Source organism: Lysinibacillus halotolerans (genome assembly GCF_003711845.1).
In the GTDB taxonomy this organism is placed as follows: Bacteria; Bacillota; Bacilli; order Bacillales_A; family Planococcaceae; genus Ureibacillus; species Ureibacillus halotolerans.
In genome coordinates, this window is sequence record NZ_RHLQ01000001.1 from 140801 (window position 1) to 161926 (window position 21126).

Annotated in this window: 21 protein-coding genes; all 21 read left to right on the plus strand. The window is 35.8% G+C overall.

What is annotated here, in order from left to right; genetic code table 11:
• Positions 1–9: 9 nt before the first annotated feature.
• The 21 genes from flhA (at position 10) to EC501_RS00820 (ending at position 21096) form a co-directional block, all read left to right on the plus strand.
• Entirely contained in the window at positions 10–2043 is a 2034-nt protein-coding gene (gene flhA / locus EC501_RS00720) for a flagellar biosynthesis protein FlhA (RefSeq protein WP_122970373.1), read from the plus strand.
• Positions 2040–3185 carry a flagellar biosynthesis GTPase FlhF gene (gene flhF, locus EC501_RS00725; RefSeq protein ID WP_122970374.1) on the plus strand — a complete coding sequence of 382 codons (1146 nt, stop codon included), beginning with the start codon at positions 2040–2042 and terminating at the stop codon, positions 3183–3185. Before flhA ends, flhF begins: the two co-directional genes overlap by 4 nt.
• Positions 3182–4054 (plus strand): MinD/ParA family protein, encoded by an 873-nt coding sequence (locus tag EC501_RS00730; protein ID WP_122970375.1) that lies wholly within the window; start codon positions 3182–3184, stop codon positions 4052–4054. Before flhF ends, EC501_RS00730 begins: the two co-directional genes overlap by 4 nt.
• Positions 4055–5215, plus strand: a complete 1161-nt coding sequence (locus EC501_RS00735) for a protein-glutamate methylesterase/protein-glutamine glutaminase (RefSeq protein ID WP_122970376.1) — start codon at positions 4055–4057, stop codon at positions 5213–5215.
• A gap of 15 nt (positions 5216–5230) precedes the next feature.
• Positions 5231–7294 carry a chemotaxis protein CheA gene (locus EC501_RS00740; RefSeq protein WP_122970377.1) on the plus strand — a complete coding sequence of 688 codons (2064 nt, stop codon included), beginning with the start codon at positions 5231–5233 and terminating at the stop codon, positions 7292–7294.
• 27 nt (positions 7295–7321) lie between these two features.
• The gene (locus EC501_RS00745; protein WP_174232625.1) at positions 7322–7765 is read left to right on the plus strand and encodes a chemotaxis protein CheW; all 444 of its coding nucleotides are present in this window, start codon (positions 7322–7324) and stop codon (positions 7763–7765) included.
• A gap of 32 nt (positions 7766–7797) precedes the next feature.
• The gene (locus EC501_RS00750; protein WP_122970379.1) at positions 7798–8430 is read left to right on the plus strand and encodes a chemotaxis protein CheC; all 633 of its coding nucleotides are present in this window, start codon (positions 7798–7800) and stop codon (positions 8428–8430) included.
• A gap of 1 nt (position 8431) precedes the next feature.
• The gene (locus EC501_RS00755) at positions 8432–8935 is read left to right on the plus strand and encodes a chemotaxis protein CheD (protein ID WP_122970380.1); all 504 of its coding nucleotides are present in this window, start codon (positions 8432–8434) and stop codon (positions 8933–8935) included.
• Positions 8932–9222: a hypothetical protein gene (locus EC501_RS00760; RefSeq protein ID WP_122970381.1), complete on the plus strand. Its 291-nt coding sequence runs from the start codon at positions 8932–8934 to the stop codon at positions 9220–9222. Before EC501_RS00755 ends, EC501_RS00760 begins: the two co-directional genes overlap by 4 nt.
• A gap of 207 nt (positions 9223–9429) precedes the next feature.
• On the plus strand, positions 9430–10200 hold the full coding sequence (locus tag EC501_RS00765) for a FliA/WhiG family RNA polymerase sigma factor (protein WP_122970382.1): 771 nt from the start codon (positions 9430–9432) through the stop codon (positions 10198–10200).
• Positions 10201–10211: 11 nt separating this feature from the next.
• Positions 10212–10517 carry an RNA polymerase subunit sigma gene (locus tag EC501_RS00770; protein WP_122970383.1) on the plus strand — a complete coding sequence of 102 codons (306 nt, stop codon included), beginning with the start codon at positions 10212–10214 and terminating at the stop codon, positions 10515–10517.
• 105 nt (positions 10518–10622) lie between these two features.
• The gene (locus EC501_RS00775; protein ID WP_148037782.1) at positions 10623–11114 is read left to right on the plus strand and encodes a hypothetical protein; all 492 of its coding nucleotides are present in this window, start codon (positions 10623–10625) and stop codon (positions 11112–11114) included.
• A gap of 157 nt (positions 11115–11271) precedes the next feature.
• Entirely contained in the window at positions 11272–11994 is a 723-nt protein-coding gene (rpsB, locus tag EC501_RS00780; RefSeq protein ID WP_122970385.1) for a 30S ribosomal protein S2, read from the plus strand.
• Positions 11995–12191: 197 nt separating this feature from the next.
• Positions 12192–13076, plus strand: a complete 885-nt coding sequence (gene tsf, locus EC501_RS00785; RefSeq protein ID WP_122970386.1) for a translation elongation factor Ts — start codon at positions 12192–12194, stop codon at positions 13074–13076.
• Between the two features lie 321 nt (positions 13077–13397).
• A complete protein-coding gene (gene pyrH, locus EC501_RS00790; protein ID WP_122970387.1) occupies positions 13398–14123 on the plus strand; it encodes a UMP kinase in 726 nt (241 codons plus the stop codon).
• Positions 14123–14680: a ribosome recycling factor gene (gene frr, locus EC501_RS00795; protein WP_122970388.1), complete on the plus strand. Its 558-nt coding sequence runs from the start codon at positions 14123–14125 to the stop codon at positions 14678–14680. Before pyrH ends, frr begins: the two co-directional genes overlap by 1 nt.
• Positions 14681–15013: 333 nt before the next feature.
• On the plus strand, positions 15014–15805 hold the full coding sequence (locus EC501_RS00800) for an isoprenyl transferase (protein ID WP_122970389.1): 792 nt from the start codon (positions 15014–15016) through the stop codon (positions 15803–15805).
• Positions 15802–16596 carry a phosphatidate cytidylyltransferase gene (locus EC501_RS00805; protein ID WP_122970390.1) on the plus strand — a complete coding sequence of 265 codons (795 nt, stop codon included), beginning with the start codon at positions 15802–15804 and terminating at the stop codon, positions 16594–16596. Before EC501_RS00800 ends, EC501_RS00805 begins: the two co-directional genes overlap by 4 nt.
• Positions 16597–16692: 96 nt before the next feature.
• Entirely contained in the window at positions 16693–17838 is a 1146-nt protein-coding gene (gene dxr, locus EC501_RS00810) for a 1-deoxy-D-xylulose-5-phosphate reductoisomerase (protein ID WP_122970501.1), read from the plus strand.
• Positions 17839–17885: 47 nt separating this feature from the next.
• On the plus strand, positions 17886–19145 hold the full coding sequence (gene rseP / locus EC501_RS00815; protein WP_122970391.1) for an RIP metalloprotease RseP: 1260 nt from the start codon (positions 17886–17888) through the stop codon (positions 19143–19145).
• Positions 19146–19389: 244 nt separating this feature from the next.
• On the plus strand, positions 19390–21096 hold the full coding sequence (locus tag EC501_RS00820; RefSeq protein ID WP_122970392.1) for a proline--tRNA ligase: 1707 nt from the start codon (positions 19390–19392) through the stop codon (positions 21094–21096).
• Positions 21097–21126 lie beyond the last annotated feature (30 nt).

Here is a 21126-nt window from a genome sequence, read left to right on the forward strand (position 1 = left end):
GGGAAAAACATGAAGATTCGCGACTTAGGGGTACTAGCTGCAGTAATAATGATTGTAGCCATGCTCATTATCCCTCTACCGACATGGTTATTAAGCTTTTTAATTATTATTAATATCACGTTATCTTTACTCGTTTTATTAGTAACAATGAATATGAAAGAAGCATTAGACTTTGCCATATTCCCTTCGATTATTTTGTTATTAACATTATTCCGATTAGGGTTAAGTATATCGACAACCCGTGCCATTTTAGCGAATGGGGATGCGGGGGATGTGGTCGAAACCTTTGGTGAATTTGTTACAGGTGGGAATGTATTAGTCGGTTTAGTCATTTTCATGTTGTTAGTGATTATAAACTTCATCGTCATTACAAAAGGTTCAGAACGTGTCGCTGAAGTGGCAGCACGATTTACATTAGATGCAATGCCTGGTAAACAAATGAGTATTGATGCGGATTTGAATGCCGGGATGATTTCTGAAAAAGAAGCAAGAGAGCGCCGAGAAAAAGTTTCAAAGGAATCGGATTTTTACGGTGCAATGGATGGTGCGACGAAATTTGTTAAAGGTGATGCGATAGCGTCGATTATTATGGTTTTTATCAACCTGTTGTTTGGTATTATCATTGGGATGCTCCAGCTTGATTATTCGTTAACAGATGCTGCTTCCCATTTCTCAAAACTGACAGTCGGTGACGGTCTTGTTGCCCAAATTCCAGCTTTACTCGTTTCAACAGCGACGGGTATTGTCGTAACCCGTGCAGCATCAGATGGAAATTTAGGAGAAGATATTACAAAACAATTGTTTGCCCAATCGAAACTTCTATATATCGCTGGGGGAACGATATTCCTTTTAGGATTATTCACGCCAATTCCGGATTGGATTACAATTCCTATTGCACTTATTTTAATTGGCGGAGCTTATATGATTCATAATAAAAAGCAAGAAGATCCGGAAGAATTACTTGAAATTGAAGAAGAAGTAGCAACAGATACAATGAAGAGTCCTGAAAATGTAGTGAATTTATTAAATGTCGATCCAATTGAATTTGAATTTGGCTATGGATTAATTCCGTTAGTCGATGCAGCTCAAGGTGGCGATTTATTAGACCGGGTTGTCATGATCAGGCGGCAATTAGCATTGGAATTAGGTATTGTTATTCCTGTTGTACGAATACGTGATAATATTCAACTCCAACCGAATGAATATCGCATTAAAATTAAAGGGAATGAAATGGCAAAAGGGGAGTTATTACTAGATCATTATTTAGCAATGAGTCCAGGTGAAGATGATTCCATCGACGGAATCGATACGATTGAGCCATCCTTTGGTCTTCCTGCAAAATGGATTACTGAAAAAACGAAGGAAGATGCGGAAATGCTCGGATATACAGTCGTTGATCCACCGAGTGTTGTTTCTACTCATTTAACTGAAATTATTCGTGCAAATGCCCATGAATTACTAGGTCGTCAAGAAACAAAACAATTAGTTGATCATTTACGTGAAAATTATCCAATACTTGTAGACGAATTAACACCAACACCTTTATCGATTGGTGAGATTCAAAAAGTGTTAGCAAAACTGTTAAAAGAAAATGTTTCGATTCGTAATTTACCAATTATTTTTGAAACATTGGCGGACTATGCAAAATTAACGAGTGACCCGGATGTATTGACAGAGTATGTTCGTCAAGCTTTAGCTAAGCAAATAACGTCCCAATATGTTTCAGATGGTCCAAATTTAAAAGTGATAACGATTCCTGGAAAAATAGAAAAACTAATCGCAGATAGTATTCAACAAACGGATCATGGAAATTACTTAGCAATGAACCCTCAAGATTCCCAAGCAGTTTTAGAAGCAATTGCTAAAGAAGTTGAGAGAGTATCCTTTATGGAACAATCTCCTATCATTCTATGCTCACCAGGAATACGGATGTATTTAAGACAATTAACAGAACGTTATTTCTCTCAAATACCGATTTTGTCCTATAATGAATTAGATGCAAATGTAGAAATTCAAAGTGTTGGAGTGGTGAATGTAGAATGAAAATGAAAAAATATACAGCACCTTCAATTGCAGAAGCGATGAAATTGGTACGTGCAGATTTAGGCGAAGATGCCGTCATCATTAACTCAAAAGTTGTTGTGACAAAAAAATTATTCGGTTTAATTAAACAAAAGAATTTTGAAGTACTTGCAGGGGTGGACCAGGTAGAATTGCAATCAAATTCTTCAAGTCTACCTGATTTACCAGTTCAAATGAAAAATTTAAAAGGGCCAGTGCAACCTTTGCAAGGACAAATTGACGATTCAGTAACAAATGAACTGAAAAATGAAATAGCAGATTTAAAGACTATGTTGCAGTCAATGCATAGGCATACGATTCAATCAGATGTACCGGAGCATGTTGTGCCCCTTATTGACTTTTTAAAACGTCAAGAGCTTAACGGAGAGCTCATCACGGCAATTAGTGATGAGCTTTTTGTGCACCAAAAACATTCCAATCAACCTTTAACAAAGGAACAGATGAAAGAAATAGCAATGAACACCCTTCGGAACCGTTTATCTGACTTACCGATGGGTGGATTGTCCTATGAGCGGAAATATATCAATGTATTAGGGCCAACTGGTGTAGGAAAAACAACTACCATTGCCAAAATGGCAGCCCGTTCGGTATTGGAAAAAAAGAAAAAAATCGGCTTCATTACAACGGATACGTACCGAATCGCGGCTATAGAACAATTAAAAACCTATGCCAATCTTCTACAAGCACCGGTTGAAATTGTATATAACGACAACGATTATAAAGCTGCCATTGAAAAGTTTGCCCATCTCGATTTAGTGTTCATTGATACCGCAGGACGGAATTATAAAGAAGCGAAATATGTAGAAGATCTAAAAAAAATGATTAACTTCGATGAGGAAGTTGAATCCTATTTAGTCCTTGCTTTAACGGCAAAGGAAGGGGATATGGATACAATTACTCGACAGTTTAATGGGATAAATATAGGTAAATTTATCTTTACGAAGATAGATGAAACAAATTCTATTGGAACTATGTTCAATTTAATGATTAAATATAATAAAGGACTTGCTTACTATACAAATGGACAAGAAGTACCAGAAGATATGGAAGAAGCTAATCTTGAAAAAGTCCTAGAATTGTTCTTTCAAGGAGAATTTTCATGAGAGATCAAGCTGAAAAGTTAAGAATGAAAATGCTGGAAAGTCAAGGTGCTTTAGGAAGGTCCATCGCTGTAGTTAGTGGGAAAGGAGGAGTAGGTAAAAGTAATTTTTCTACCAACTTTGCAATTAATCTCGCCAAACTAGGTAAAAAGGTTGTTGTGATTGATATGGACATAGGAATGGGAAATGTCCATATTATCATAGGTAAAACGGCCCGTTATAGTTTGAAAGATTACTTGTTCGGAGAAGTTTCATTGAAGGAAGTCATGTATGAAGGTCCCCATAACTTGCAATACATTTCCGGCGGTTCGGGTATGGCTTCTATCATAGAATGGTCCGAAGAAATGTTTAATGGGTTAATCGATGCCTTCGAACAATTGCAAAAGTCCTTCGATTATATTTTGTTTGATATGGGTGCTGGTGCTACTAGTTGGTCTTTGGATCTACTTACTTCTATTGATGAAATAATTGTCATTACAACAGCGGAACCAACTGCTATAACGGATGCATATTCGATGATGAAGTTTATCCATTTAAGGGATCAAAGTAAAACATTTTATCTATTATGTAATCGAGCCTTCTCTAAAGAAGAAGGAATAGAAACGTTGAGTAGACTAGAAAATACGATGATGAAATTTTTAAATAAACAAGTTTCAATTTTAGGTTCTTTACCTGAAGATACATCTGTAAGAAAAGCTGTTCGAGAACAAGTGCCCTTTTCCATTGCTTACCCTAATAGTCCTATTGCAACAACTTTGAAAGTGATGGTGCAACAATTTGTAGATCGTCAAATGATAGAAGTACATGGTCAAGCAAAAACGACTACCTTCTTATCGAAATTGCGAAGTATTTTTTCGAAAGGGCGTGATTAATTGGAATTCTCACCAAAAAGCAAACTATTAATAGTAGATGACTCGGCTTTTATGAGAAAGCTAATTAGCGACTTTTTTGCAGATAATTCAAAAATTGAAGTGATTGGCACAGCTCGTAATGGTAAGGACGCCATTCAAAAAATCCAATCATTAAAACCAAATGTTGTGACAATGGATGTAGAAATGCCTGAAATGAACGGGTTAGATGCATTGAAGGAAATTATGAAGCAATGCCCAGTTCCGGTTATTATGCTATCCAGTACAACTAAAAGTGGTGCTGAGACAACATTAAAAGCTATGGAAAATGGAGCAGTAGATTTTGTTGCGAAACCAAGTGGAACAATCTCTCTCGACTTACATAAAGTTAAAGAAGAATTAGTACATAAAGTAGAGCAAGCTGTGCATGTTTCCGTTGCTAAATTAAAAAAACCGATTGGACAACCAAATACATCTGTAGGTAATGCTACAACGAGTCTTTTAAAACGAGATATGATTTTCCGTCAATCAACTATTACTCTACCTAAAATAAGTGAAAGATTTAGCGATGTGGATAGGTTATATCATCAAAAACAACCTTTGAACTCGTCGAAAAAGATACTACTAATAGGTACATCAACGGGTGGTCCACGGGCATTACAAGAGGTCATCACAAAAATACCGAAAACGATAAAAGCACCGATTTTAATCGTTCAACATATGCCGGCAGGATTTACTAAATCTCTTGCAGATCGTTTGAATCAGTTAAGTCAAATAAATGTAAAAGAAGCTGAACATGGTGAGCAACTACAAGAAGGTGTTGCTTATATCGCTCCTGGTGGTTATCACTTAAAACTAAAAAAAGTCGGTTCAATTTTTGAAATTGTTTTGGATAATGATGAACCACCACGTTCAGGCCATCGACCAGCTGTAGATGTCATGTTCGAAAGTGTGAGTAAAATAAAAGACTTTGATAAAGTTGCTGTGGTTATGACGGGAATGGGATCCGATGGCTCAAAGGGATTAGTCGATTTAAAACAAAATGGAAATGTAATTGCAATTGCGGAGTCAGCGAATACATGTATTGTGTACGGTATGCCAAAAGCTGCCATTGAAACAAAACTTGTCGATGAAGTAGTAGATGTTGACGATATTGCTCAAGCGATTATGAAATATATGCCTTAAAGGGAGTGTTTTCTAGTGGAACTAAATCAATATTTAGAAATGTTCATCGAAGAAAGTAAAGAACATTTACAATCATGCAGTGACAATTTGTTAGAGCTTGAAAAAAATCCGGAAGACATCGCGATTGTAAACGAAATATTTCGTTCAGCCCATACATTAAAAGGGATGTCTGCAACAATGGGCTACGAAGATTTAGCAGATTTGACCCATAAAATGGAAAATGTTTTAGATGCTATTCGTAACGAAAAAATACTAGTTACTCCTGATGTACTAGATGTTGTGTTTGAATCGGTCGATCATTTGGAAGCGATGGTTATGAATATTGCGGACGGTGGAGATGGAAAAAGAGATGTTTCGAACACTGTTGCGAAATTAAAAAGAATTGAATCTGGTGAACCGGTTCAACAAAATGCTGTTGAACTAGCTGCGGCCGAAGTGGCTACTACGACTTTAGTAGAGCAAAATAGTCCCGAATTGGATTATGACAGCTTTGAAAAGACTGTAATACTACAATCAACCGAACAAGGATTCAATGCATATGAAATCTCGGTTACATTACGTGCGGATTGTTTATTGAAAGCAGCACGCGTATATATGGTTTTTGATATTTTAGAAAAAAATGGCGATGTTGTAAAATCAAGACCAACTGTAGACAAATTAGAAGAAGAACAGTTTGATCAAGATTTCAAAGTAGCATTAATTACTCAAACAAGTGTAGATGAACTGCATAGTAAAATTTTAAAAGTTTCTGAGGTTGAGAAAGTTACGATTACACAGTTAACGAAGGATAAATTCATTACATCAGCTTCAGCAGAAGCCGCAACTACTATAGAAGAAGTTCGTGAAAACGAAAATCCAATCGTTCCTCAACAAAAGGGACAAGAAGAATCTGTTAGCCAAAAAACTTCTTCTCCTACAAAACATGCAACGAGTAAAACGATTCGAGTAAGTATTGAACGTCTAGATATTTTAATGAATCTATTCGAAGAACTAGTAATTGATAGAGGAAGACTTCAATCGATCTCTACGGAAGTGAAACATGCTGAATTGAACGAGACTGTTGAGCGTATGAGCCGCACAATGGGCGATTTACAAAATATAGTGTTAACAATGCGAATGATTCCGATTGAAACGGTATTTAATCGATTCCCGAAAATGGTTCGGACACTATCCCGTGATTTAAAGAAAAAAATCAATCTGGAAGTCATTGGTGCTGAAACGGAACTTGATCGTACAGTAATCGATGAAATTGGAGATCCATTAGTCCATTTAATTCGAAATTCTGTAGATCACGGTATTGAAAGTCCTGAAGTTCGCCGTGCTAACGGGAAACCGGAAGAAGGAAATGTAACGTTACGTGCCTACCATAGTGGAAACTATGTATTCATTGAAATTGAAGATGATGGTGCAGGAATTAACCGGGACAAAGTATTAAATAAAGCGATTTCGAAAGGGATTGTTTCGAAGGAAATAGCTTCTACTTTATCTGATAAACAAATTAACGAGCTTATTTTTGCATCAGGCTTCTCTACAGCAGATGTCATTTCTGATATTTCAGGACGTGGTGTAGGTCTTGATGTTGTAAAAACGACGATTGAATCATTAGGTGGAAATATTTCAATTGAATCAACTGAAGGAGTAGGATCAATCTTCTCGATTCAATTGCCATTAACGTTGTCGATTATTTCCGTTATGTTAGTAGAAATTGAACAAGAAACGTATGCGATTCCTTTATCATCAATTATTGAAACGTCGATTATTAAAAACAGTGACATTTTAAATGCTCATAACCAAAAAGTAATTGATTTCCGAGGCAAGGTAGTGCCACTTATCTTCTTAGAGGAAATTTTTGAAGTACCGAGAAAAGAACAAATTGATCAAGATTACCATTCGGTAGTTATTGTTCGTAAAGGTGAAAAACTTGCAGGTTTAGTAGTAGATTCCTTTATCGGTCAACAAGAAATCGTTCTGAAGTCATTAGGAAACTACTTAACAAACATATTTGCTATTTCTGGAGCGACTATTTTAGGAAACGGTAAAGTAGCATTAATCGTTGATTGCAATGCGTTAATGAAATAATGAAGATGAATGAAAGAGGTGTTGGTCATGAATGCTGTTGAACAAGAGATTTTAAAGGTCATTGTCTTTCAATTAGCAGATAAGGAATATGCCATTCCTTTATCGAATGTACAAGGAATTGAAAAACTAATGCATATTACGCGGGTTCCTAAGACGGAGAAATATGTAAAGGGTGTTATTAATTTACGTGGAGTTGTCACACCTATTATTGATTTACGTGAACGATTCGGAATACCTGTATCTGATAACGAAGAAACAACTCGAATTATTATTATTACGACGGATGAGATGGAAGTTGGATTTGTAGTCGATTCAGCAAATGATGTAATTGATATACCGGTCAACGCCATTGAACAACAACCGGAAGTAGTAGGCTCCAATGAAGTTGATTTTATATCTGGTGTAGCAAAATTGGAAAATCGATTATTAATATTATTGCATCTAGATAAAGTATTAAATCCAGCTGAGTAAATGATGTTTCAGTTAAAAGTGGGGATAAAGTAATGGGGCAAATTGAAAAAATTACGTCGCTGCACTTAGATGTTTTAAAGGAGATAGGAAATATAGGTGCTGCACATGCTGCGACGTCCCTTTCTGAGTTGTTAAGAAAGAAAATCGATATGCATGTGCCAAAGGTGGAAATGGTGTCGTTTAATGACATGATGGAGCATGTTGGTGGCGCTGAAACGGTCGTTGTTGGTATTTATCTTCGCATAGAAGGTGATGTGGACGGTAGTATGTTTTTCATTCTGCCTATTGCACAAGCAAATCGTTTTATTCAAAGGTTAATTAACGATCCACATTTTAATTTTAATGAACATCCAATTTCAGAAATCGGTTTATCCGCCATGCAAGAGTTGGGAAATATATTGTCTGGTTCCTATTTGTCGGCTTTGTCTGATTTTACTGGCTTAAAAATTTATCCAACCGTTCCAGGTTTAAGTGTCGATATGTTTGGGGCGATCATTAGTATTGGGTTAATTGAAATTTCTGAAGTTAGTGACCATGTTATTGCCATTAATACTTCTATTTTTGAAGAAGATATAAAGCATCGAAATGAAGTTCAAGGACATTTCTTTTTATTACCAGATCCTGAATCCTTTACATCGATTTTTAAATCATTAGGAGTTTCATAACATGATTCAATCTATTAATCATCAAGTCGTTAAAGTGGGAATTGCAGAATTAGATATAGTAAAAACGCCCGATACAATTCGAACATCCGGTTTAGGCTCTTGCGTTGGAGTTGTGTTATATGATGAAACTAAAAAAATTGCAGGGTTAGTTCATATAATGTTACCCGATTCCAATTTAGCTAGAGCCGAAACGTTGAATTCAGCTAAATTTGCCGATACCGGCATAAAAGCTTTAATTGAGAGATTAAAAATTGAAGGTGTTCAAACCTTTCGATTAAAGGCGAAAATAGCTGGTGGTGCACAAATGTTTAAATTTACTTCTGCTAAAGATACTATGAGAATTGGTCCTAGAAATGTCGAAGCTGTCAAAAAGGAACTGAAGAAAAATAGCATTCCGATAATTGCTGAAGATACGGGAGGCAATAGTGGAAGAACAATTGAGTTTGATCCCGCTACTTGTATGTTGAACATTCGAACGGTGAATCAAGGAGTGATGGAAATATGATGTTTGGATCTATTTTTTATAATTTTTGGGCTGCCATCATCGGGTTTTCCCTCTATTTCTTTAGTACGCTATCTAAAGATGTACCTTTAAAGGTCCTGATCGGTTCTTTTATAGCTGCCATTATTTCATTTCTTCTTATGTATGCCTTTCGATTTGTAATCGCTTATATATTACATACACCTGAAGAAAATTTGGTTACGGATAGAAATGATTCTATACAAATACAGCCTCAAGATGAAAAGGATTTGTCGACGATTGAATTGAGAGATGAACCTCAAAGGAACTAATTTAGAATGTTCCTGGAAATTCGTCATAAAAAAGACAAATTATTGATAATTAAATGAAAAGAGTCGGGGAAACGGCTCTTTTTTCATAGTTAATTGCAAAAAATAGTCCAAAAGGTAATGTATTTTATCTAATATATGAGTGTGTTTTTTTGTGACATTTGATATAATAATTGGTAGTAAGGAACGTTTGTAAGAGAGGTGGATTCGATGGTACAACTGCAAATTGATAATGAACAAACCCTTTGGAATCGCTGGCTTAATGATCGAGATCCTCATGCAGGTAACATGCTTATTAAAAAATATAAGCCTCTTGTTTCCTATCATGTACAACGGATAGGTGCAGGTGTTCCTAAAAATGTATCTCGAGATGATTTGATGAGCTTGGGGATGATGGGACTTTTTGATGCTTTAAATAAATTTGACATAAATAGAGATTTGAAATTTGATACATATGCTTCCTTCCGAGTGCGCGGTGCTATTATCGACGGCTTAAGAAAAGAAGATTGGTTACCACGTTCGGCAAGGGAAAAAGCAAAAAAGATGGAAGCACAAATTGAAAAATTAGAACAGCAACTAATGCGCCATGCGACTCCTGAAGAGCTCGCTCAGTTCATGGATTTACCGATTGATGAAGTATACCAAACAGTGCAAGAACATTTCTTTTCTAATGTATTATCAATTAACGAACAACAAGATCAAGAAGAGTTAGAAGGAAAAGCATTCGTTATTCGAGATAATCAAACGAAAACGCCTGAACAAGAAGCTGTGCATGCGGAATTGATTTCTGATTTAGAAAGAAATATAAAAAAATTAAATGAAAAAGAACAACTAGTTTTAAGTTTATTTTATACAGAAGAATTAACCCTAACTGAAATTGGAGAGATACTCGAATTATCTACTTCCCGTATTTCTCAAATTCATTCAAAGGCATTGTTTAAATTACGGAAGTGTCTTTCAAACGAAGTCATTCATGACTAAGGGGGAATATTGTGAGTTTAAAAGGACTTGAACTACAAATTGCTATTCCAAAAACTTACGATGCAGGAAAAATGGTTGAACAGCATCAGCAAAATGTTATTCAACAACAATATAATGCGAATGAAGCATTAAAAAAAGAAATTGAAAGAAAACAACTAGCCGTTGTTGATACGGAAAAAACAGATAAAATTTCCGATAGAGAAAAAAAAGAAAAACACAATCAACATGATATGTCGAAGGATAAAAAGCAACAGCAGGAAAAGGAACAACAAGCAAAGCATCCTTATAAAGGCAATATTATTGATTTTAGTGGATAGGAGAACAATATGGTCGCTATAGTACTTATCATATTGACAATTTCTCAGCTCATCTGTTTTTATTTCATAATTCTTTTAAATACAAAAGTCTCAAAGTTTAAAGATTTGGAAAAACGACAGGATCAACTCATTCGGGAAATGGATGATGCCCTTACCCTATATCTTGTTGAGATAAAGGAAGAAAATGATCGTTTTATTAAAGAACTGACGAAGGTAAAACAAACAGAGTTGAAAAATAATGAAATAAACGAATCGACATTGGCTAAGATGGAAAAGGTGGAAGAAAAGGAACCTTCGCAAAAAAGTTCAGTTGATAATGCAAATCAACAACCTGCCGTTGAAACCAAAACATATATTCCGAAAATGAAAGTAGAAAATGCTTATAAGAAACAAAAAGCGATGACGGTAAAACAAAAGGATTCTCAAGATTTTCAAAAAGAGGTCGAAAATCAAGGGGAAAACAACAAATCTAGTCTCCCAGATTTTGAGCAAAAGGTACTAAATTTGCATCAAGAAGGGAAGACGATTGATGAAATCGCAAAAATTACCCAAAAAGGAAAGACTGAAATAGAGCTGTTGATTAAGTTTCATGCGTAAAATTTGTTGCATATAGATATTCAGTGTGTTATATTATCAATTGGTGTTAATTACACACGCATTTTGATGTAGTAAGTGGTGCTTTTTGAATAAAAAGTTGCTTGTTACAGATGAAAAATGCGGAGGAACAAAACCAAAAATCTAGGAGGAACTATTCATGTCAGTAATTTCAATGAAACAATTACTTGAAGCTGGTGTACATTTCGGACACCAAACTCGCCGTTGGAACCCAAAAATGAAAAAATACATTTTTGTTGAACGTAACGGTATCTACATTATCGATTTACAAAAAACAGTTAAGAAATTAGAAGAAGCTTACGACTTCATGCGTCAAGTTGGCCAAGATGGCGGTAAAGTACTATTTGTTGGTACTAAAAAACAAGCGCAAGAAGCGATTAAAGAAGAAGCTGAACGTTCTGGTAACTACTATATTAACCAACGTTGGTTAGGTGGTACTTTAACAAACTTCGGTACAATCCAAAAACGTGTTGCTCGTATGAAAGCAATTGAAAAAATGGAAGAAGACGGTACTTTCGACGTACTTCCTAAAAAAGAAGTTATTCAACTTAAAAAAGAACACGAACGTCTTGTTAAATTCTTAGGCGGTATTCGTGATATGGCTGGTATTCCAGATGTAATGTTCGTGGTTGACCCACGTAAAGAGCGTATTGCTGTTGCAGAAGCTCGTAAATTAAATATTCCTATCGTAGGTATTGTTGATACAAACTGTGATCCAGATGAAATCGACTACGTAATCCCTGCAAACGATGATGCTATCCGCGCTGTTAAATTATTAACTGCAAAAATGGCTGATGCTCTTATTGAATCAAAACAAGGTGAATCTGAAGCTCCAGCTGAAGAAGTAGTTGCTGCTGAGTAATTCACTATTAGATAACTTAGCTTAAACAGCAGGTTTTCTGATGATAAGCCTTAGTTGCACTTATGCAGCTAAGGAAGTGTTGAACTTTCTTAGCTGCCTACAAAAAGGTGATAAGTGGATGAAACCTCTTATCACCTTTTTTTAAAGCATATGTTACAAAAAATTTAATATTAGATAACCCGAGGAGGAAACTTCAAATGGCAATTACTGCACAATTAGTAAAAGAACTTCGTGAAAAAACTGGCGCAGGTATGATGGACTGTAAAAAAGCTTTAGTACAAACTGATGGTGACATCGAAGCTGCTATCGACTTCTTACGTGAAAAAGGTCTTTCTTCAGCTGCTAAAAAAGCTGACCGTATCGCTGCAGAAGGTACAACTTACGTGTTAACTGAAGGAAATGAAGCGGTTATTTTAGAAGTAAACGCTGAAACGGACTTCGTTGCGAAAAACGAAAAATTCCAAGTACTTGTTGAAGAATTAGCAAAACAAATTTTAGCTGCAAAACCAGCATCAGTTGAAGCTGCTTTAGAAATTGCTAACGCTGAAGGTGTGAAAATCGCTGACAAAATTTCAACTGCTGTTGCAACAATTGGTGAAAAAATTACTCTTCGTCGTTTCGAAGTAAAAACAAAAACTGACAACGATGCGTTCGGTTCTTACTTACACATGGGCGGAAAAATCGGTGTATTAGTAGTTCTTGAAGGATCTACTAACGAAGAAGCTGCAAAAGATGTTGCAATGCACATCGCTGCAATTAACCCTAAATACGTATCTCGTGATGAAGTTTCTCAAGAAGAGGTTGCTCACGAACGTAAAATTTTAACAGAACAAGCTTTAAACGAAGGTAAACCAGAAAACATCGTAGCGAAAATGGTTGAAGGTCGTCTTGGTAAATACTTCGAAGAAATTTGCTTACTTGACCAAACTTTCGTTAAAAATTCAGATCAAAAAGTTCGTGACTTCGTTAAAACAACAGGTGGTAATGTAACTTCATTCGTACGTTACGCTGTTGGTGAAGGTATTGAAAAACGTGAAGATAACTTCGCTGAAGAAGTAATGAATCAAGTTAAAGGTAACTAATATAAGAAATAAGAAAACAAATCGATTATTGTATGGTTTGTTGACTTATTGAGTTTTACGGGCAGTTATACCAACTCGTTTATCGTAGTGGTGTTGCTGCCCGTTCATACGGAATAATTTGGTTGTATGTTTAACACAATAAAGTTAGATAGGGGACACGGAGTCAGTGTTCCCTATTTTTCAAGAGTTTTTTGCATATATCTTTAACGCTAGAGCCGTTTTCCGAAAGTTTTGTCTCATCTTTTTCAATGGAGAAGGTTGCGACTCAAAAATGAGGAAGACTTGCGTTAGTTAAATAAAATTGAGTTGCGGAGGATTACTATGAGTGTGCCACAATATAATCGAGTAGTTATAAAAATTAGCGGTGAGGCATTAGCAGGAGAAGCTGGCTTCGGATTATCACCAAAAATTATTAAGTCTGTTGCAGAAGATATTAAAGAAGTAGTTGAACTTGGTGTAGAAGTAGCGGTAGTTGTTGGTGGCGGTAACATTTGGCGAGGGAAAGTAGGAAGCGAAATGGGAATGGACCGTGCTTCTGCTGATTACATGGGAATGTTAGCGACTGTTATGAATTCATTAGCATTACAAGATGCCCTTGAAAAATTGGAAATTGAAACTCGTGTTCAGTCTTCCATCGTCATGACACAAGTTGCGGAGCCTTACATACGTCGAAAAGCGGTGCGCCATTTAGAGAAAAAACGTGTTGTTATTTTTGCTGCTGGTACAGGAAATCCATTTTTCTCTACAGATACAACAGCTGCATTACGTGCTGCTGAAATTGATGCAGATGCCATTTTAATGGCAAAAAATAATGTTGATGGCGTTTATTCTGCTGATCCAAAAACTGATAATACTGCTGTTAAATATGACACACTCACATATTTAGACGTAATTCAACAAGGATTACAGGTAATGGATTCTACAGCTTCCACTTTATGTATGGACAATGACATCCCATTAATAGTATTCTCTATAATGAATAAAGGTAATATTAAACGTGCCGTACTCGGTGATAAAATCGGTACAGTTGTTAGGAGGAATTTTTAATGCCTAAACAAGTAATAGCTCAAGCTCAGGAAAAAATGAACAAATCGATTACAGCATTTACACGCGAATTAGCTTCTATTCGTGCAGGTCGTGCGAATGCATCTTTGTTAGACAGAATTACTGTTGACTACTACGGTGCTCCAACTCCAGTAAATCAATTGGCTGGTATTTCTGTACCAGAAGCTCGTTTACTAGTTATCCAACCGTATGACAAATCTGTTCTAGGTGAAATTGAAAAAGCAATTATGAAGTCAGATATCGGGATTACACCGACAAATGATGGGAATGTAATTCGCTTAACAGTTCCAGCTTTAACAGAAGAACGCCGTAAAGACCTTGTAAAAGTTGTGAAAAAAGAAGCGGAGGAAGCAAAGGTTGCAATCCGTAACGTCCGTCGTGATGCAAACGATGAATTGAAAAAATTAGAAAAAAATGGCGACATAACTGAAGACGATTTACGTGGTTACAGTGACGATATTCAAAAACTTACTGATGACTTTATCGTGAAAATTGATCAAATTGCTAAAGATAAAGAACAAGAAATCTTATCAGTATAAGAAAACCTTTCTTTGTTCTTATTTCTTGGCGAACGTAAGTTTTAAGTTTCAGATTGAATAATGAACAAAATCAGGTGTAGGGCGTCCTATCAGTTAGGACGTCTTTTTCTTTCGTATATTCATTAGAGAGAGAAAATTTGAATTTATCGTTTAGTATACATAATAAGGTAACTGGTCATATTCGTATAATTAGTTTTACGATATAATAAATTTATACGTATACATATATTTCAAAATAAATTAAGAAAAGGTAAAAAGAACTTAAGACACATTCATTTGTTTTTGTTATGATAAAAAAAACGTCCAAATTGTTGTCACGTGGGGGAATTGCTGATGTTAAAGAAACTATTTAGTAAATCAAAAAAAGGAAAGCAGTCATCAAGGGTTGAAGAATTTCTACTAGATAATGAATGTCTACCTTCCCATATCGCAATCATAATGGATGGCAACGGACGTTGGGCGAAAAAAAGAGCCATGCCTAGAATTGCAGGACATCATGAAGGCATGCAAACAGTGCGGAAAATTGCGCGTATTGCAGATGATTTAGGCATTAAAGTGTTAACTTTATATGCTTTTTCAACGGAAAATTGGAGAAGGCCGAAATCGGAAGTAGACTATTTAATGAGTTTACCGCAAATGTTTTTAAATTCATTTATGCCTGAATTGATGGAACGGAACATTCGAATACAAATGATCGGTGATAAAGAAGGGTTACCTAACAATACGAAAAAAGCTTTAGATGAAGCGATGGAAAAAACGAAACATAATACAGGGTTAATATTAAATTTTGCAATGAATTATGGTAGTCGTGCTGAAATTGTAAGAGCAATGAAGGATATAATGATAGAAGTGAATAATGGAAATATATCAATCGACGCTATTGATGAAACAATGATTGATCAATATTTAATGACATCAAATCTACCAGAACCAGATTTACTCATTCGAACAAGCGGTGAAGTTCGATTAAGTAATTTTATGTTATGGCAACTCGCTTATACGGAATTTTGGTTCACAGACATATTGTGGCCTGATTTTGACCATCAATCGTTTATGGAAGCGATCCACGCCTATCAAAAGCGTAATCGACGCTACGGTGGATTGAAAGGGGAAGAAATGAAGTGAAGCAAAGAATTATAACGGCGGTAGTTGCAGCATTAGTATTCATTCCATTCGTTATTTATGGCAACTTACCTTTTACGTTATTAGTATATGTGATCGCAGCAGTAGGACTATATGAACTGCTCAGAATGAAAAATATTTCAATTTTTTCAATACCAGGTATGATCGGGGCCCTCATTATGTTTTGTATCCTTCTACCTCTTTCTACAGTTGAGTTAGAAGAGATCGTCCCTTATTCAAAATTGGAATTTTTAATGATAGGTGTCATCCTGTTATTAATTTATACAGTGATGATTAAAAATCGTTTTACCTTTGATGATGTAGGCTTTATTTTAACGAGTGCATTATATGTCGGTATCGGTTTTTATTATTTTATTGAAACTCGTAACGCAGAAAATGGATTAGTATACATTATTTTTGCTCTATTAATTGTTTGGACAACCGATTCAGGGGCTTATTTTGTTGGACGAAAACTAGGGAAAAAGAAATTATGGCCTGAAATTTCTCCTAATAAAACGGTTGAAGGTTTTATCGGTGGAATTGTAACGGCAGTTATTTTCGCATGTATTATGCAATGGATTTATCCGATATCCTCATCTTGGCTTGCGTTAATACTTATTTCGATTATCGCTTCCATCTTTGGTCAGTTAGGCGATTTAGTTGAATCTGCTATTAAACGTCATTATGGAGTGAAAGATTCAGGGAAACTATTACCTGGTCACGGTGGAATTCTTGACCGCTTTGATAGTCTTCTATTTGTATTACCGTTATTACACTTTATACATTTTGTTTAACTTTGTTCAAATAGGTATTCTTAAACTGAGGAATACCTATTGACCAAAGTTAAACCTTATTAATAAAAGACAATGTTCTTGAAGGGAAGAGTAATGTTGAAAAAAATTAGTTTATTAGGAGCAACAGGTTCTATTGGAATTCAAACAGTTGATATTTTACGGAATAATAAAGATAATTTTCAACTTGTTGCCTTATCCTCTGGTAAAAATATCGAAAAAACTCGTGAAATCATCGATGATCTTCAACCTGAGCTAGTATCAGTACAACAAGAACAAGATGCCATACAGTTACAAAAAGAATACCCACATATTCATTTTACGTTTGGAACAAAAGGATTAGTTGAAGTTGCTACACACCCGGATTCCACTGTTCTTGTAAATGCAGTTCTAGGAAGTGTAGGATTAGAATCTACTTTAGCAGCTATTCGGATGGGAAAAACAATTGCGATTGCGAATAAGGAGACATTAGTAACAGCTGGACATTTAGTTATGGCTGAAGCGAGAAAATATAATGTAGCGATTCTACCAGTTGATAGTGAACATTCGGCAATTTTCCAATCAATGAACGGTGAAAATCCAAAACAAATTGAACGGCTCATTTTAACAGCTTCTGGTGGCTCATTCCGAGATAAAACACGGGAACAATTAAAAGATGTTACGGTGAAAGACGCTTTAAATCATCCGAACTGGTCGATGGGAGCTAAAATTACAATCGATTCGGCAACGATGATGAATAAAGGGTTAGAAGTCATTGAAGCCCATGTATTATTTAATATGCCCTTTGAAAAAATCGATGTTTTATTACATAAAGAAAGTATTATTCACTCTTTAGTTGAGTATCATGATACAAGTGTGATTGCACAACTTGGTACCCCTGACATGCGAGTGCCGATCCAGTACGCTCTAAGTTATCCGGATCGATTGCCACTTGTTGGAGGGAATCGATTGAATTTAGCGCAAATTGGACAATTACACTTTAAGGAAGTCGACTTTGACCGATTCCGTGCTTTAAAACTAGCCTATGACGCAGGACGGGCAGGGGGAAGTGTTTTAACAGCTATGAATGCTGCTAATGAAGCTGCAGTAGCGTTATTTTTAGAGGAAAAAATCACTTTCTTACAAATCGAAGAAATTATCGAACAAGTGATGAACGATCATCAAAATATATTAATGCCAGATTTAGAAACTATACTTCATGTAGATAGTGAAACAAGAAAAACAGTAGCGAACATGGTAAAATAGATAGAGCGAGCATAGAATAAGTATACTGCTCTTGAAGGTGGGATGATATGCAAACAGTTATAGCGTTTATTATTGTTTTTGGTTCTCTAGTATTTTTCCATGAACTAGGGCATTTTATTTTTGCGAAACGAGCAGGCATTTTAGTTCGTGAATTTGCAATAGGTATGGGTCCCAAAATCTTTGGAATGATGAAAGGGGAGACGTTATATACGATTCGACTATTACCCCTTGGCGGGTATGTTCGTATGGCTGGTGAAGATGTAGATCAAATCGAATTACAGCCAGGATATCGAGTTGGATTGATATTAAATCGTGATAACGTTGCTGAAAAGATTTATTTAAATCAAAATGTTCAAAATCCGAATGTTCTATTTATGGAAGTAGAACGGGCGGACTTGGAAAAAGAATTATGGATTGAAGGCTACGATGAAGAAAATCAATTTGTAAGAATTAATGTATCTAGACAAGCTATTGTTGTGGAAAATGGAACAGAACTGATGATTGCTCCACTTGATCGTCAATTTAATTCGAAAACTGTAGGACAACGGGCGATGGCCATCTTTGCAGGTCCGCTATTTAACTTTATATTAGCATTCTTCGTGTTTGCTTTTATCGCAATGATGCAAGGTGTCCCTACTTACGAACCAATTATTTATGATGTCGTAGAAAATGGGCCAGCTGCGGAAGCAGGAATGCAAAAGGGAGATTTTGTAAAAGCGATTGATGGAGATCCGATTGAAGATTGGCAAGAACTTTCCGGAACTGTTCAAGAAAAACCAGGTGAAGAGTTAACATTCTTAGTCGAACGAGGTGGACAAGAGATTGAGTTAACGATGACGCCTGATGCTTTAGAGGAAAGTGGTAAGGAATATGGGCAAATTGGAGTAATGTATCAAAGTCCAGTTGAAAAAAATCCATTGAAAGCCCTCGCCTTCGGTGTAACTCAAACATATGATTACACAGTTCTTATTTTAGGGCTGTTAGGGGATTTAGTTACTGGTCAATTTACAATCGATGCATTATCTGGTCCTGTAGGCATATATAAAGCGACTGAAACCGTTGCCCAATATGGAGTATATAACTTAATGAATTGGGCTGCCGTATTAAGTATTAACCTAGGAATTATGAACTTGTTACCATTACCAGCATTAGATGGTGGTAGATTGTTATTTTTCGGTGTTGAAGCCTTGCGCGGAAAACCTGTGGATCGTCAAAAAGAAGGACTTGTTCATTTTGTAGGTATTGTGTTACTAATGATTCTAATGGTCGTCGTTACGTGGAACGATATTCAAAGATTTTTCTTCTAGGCAATTAGATGACAATGTTCATATAGGATAGTTACAAATTCCAATAAGAATGTGAAAATACAACAAAATGTTTTTAAAGAAATTTAACCTTATTCATGTATGGTAAAATCCAAAGTGAATAAGGTTAAATCTTTTTATTAATCTATTTGTAAGAATGATTTGTAAATTTTAGTTTATATTTATCTTAGTTGTTTGTATGATATGCTTAAAAGTACATTAAGTTTATAAGAAGAAGGTGGGCACAATGAAACAAAGTTTAACCCTTATCCCAACACTACGTGAAATGCCTTCTGATATAGAAGTGAAGTCTCATAAAATGCTTCTTCGTGCTGGATTTTTACGTCAAAGTACAAGCGGTGTTTATTCCTATTTACCTTTAGCAAAACGAGTGTTAAACAAGTTGGAGAAAATGATAAGTGAAGAAATGGAAAGGTTAGGAGCAATTGAAATTACGTTACCTTCCTTACAGCCGAAGGACATTTTACAACATTCCTTTCGATTTCATGAGAAGGATGAAGAAGTGCTCCAATTAAAGGACCGAAACGAACGCCAATTAATTCTTGCACCTAGTCATGAAGAAGTTATGACTCAACTGATGCGTGATGAAATAAAATCTTATAAAAAATTACCAATTACTTTCTATCAAATTCAGTCGAAGTTTCGTGATGAAAGTCGTCCTCGATACGGTTTGTTACGGAGTAAGGAGTTTTTAATGAAGGCTGCTTATTCCTACCACGCTACAGAAGAAAGTTTAGAAGCGACTTATCTTCAAATGAGTGACGTCTATTCCAGTATTTTAAGTAGACTTGGTTTATATTATGAGATGATTGATGCCGATACACGAACGGCGGACGGATTAAAAGCCCATGAATTTATCGTCGCATCGGATATTGGAGAAACAACGATTGCTTATTCCGATGAATCAAATTATGCATCGAATATCGAAATCACTCCTGTAGTTACGAGTTATCCATCTTCTGAAAAACCGATGAACCCATTGGAAAAGGTTGAAACACCTCAAGTTAAGACGATCGAGGAAGTATGCTCATTCTTTACGAAAGAACAAACGGATTGTATGAAATCGATTGTATTTAAAGTTGATGGGGAGTTTGTCGTTGTTTTAGTACGGGGAGATCATCAAATTAATCCTATTAAATTGAGAAATGCTTTAAAAGCCCAATCCCTTACATTGGCAACGGAAGAGGAAATAGAGCAATTGCTAGGCTGTACAATAGGTTCTATCGGACCGATTAAGTTGCCTGTAAATGTAAAAGTCATTGCCGATTTAGCCATTCAGTCGATTCGTAATGGAATAGCCGGAGCGAATGAAGATGGCTATCATTATATCAATGTCAATCCTGAAAGGGATTTTGCAGTAAATAGTTATGAAGATATACGATATATCCAAGAAGGGGATCCTTCTCCAGACGGAAATGGAACAATTCGCTTAAAAAAAGGAATTGAAGTCGGTCATATTCGAATGTCCGGAACTTGGTTAACTGAAAAATTTAATGCGAATTTTATCGATGAAAATGGTCAGTCAAAACCTATGTATATGGGAAGCTTTGGACTAGGGATATCTAGATTGCTAGCAGTAATGGCTGAAATATATCAAGATGAGAATGGATTCGTATGGCCAAAACAATTCTCCCCTTACGATATACATCTTATACCGGTCAATATTCATGATGAAGTTCAATTTGATTTAGCCTCTCAACTTTATCATATTTTAACTTCATACCATTTTGACGTATTATTTGATGATCGGGATGAACGGGCTGGGGTGAAATTTATCGATTCGGATTTAATCGGATTACCTGTACGTGTAACGATTGGAAAACGGGCAAGTGAAGGAATTGTGGAAGTGAAAATAAGACGGACTGGTGAAATATTTGAGTGGGCAAAGGAAGAGTTAATTGATCGCTTAAACGAATATTTCCGTTCCCATTAAATTGAAAACCGTTCAAACCGGGTATAAAAA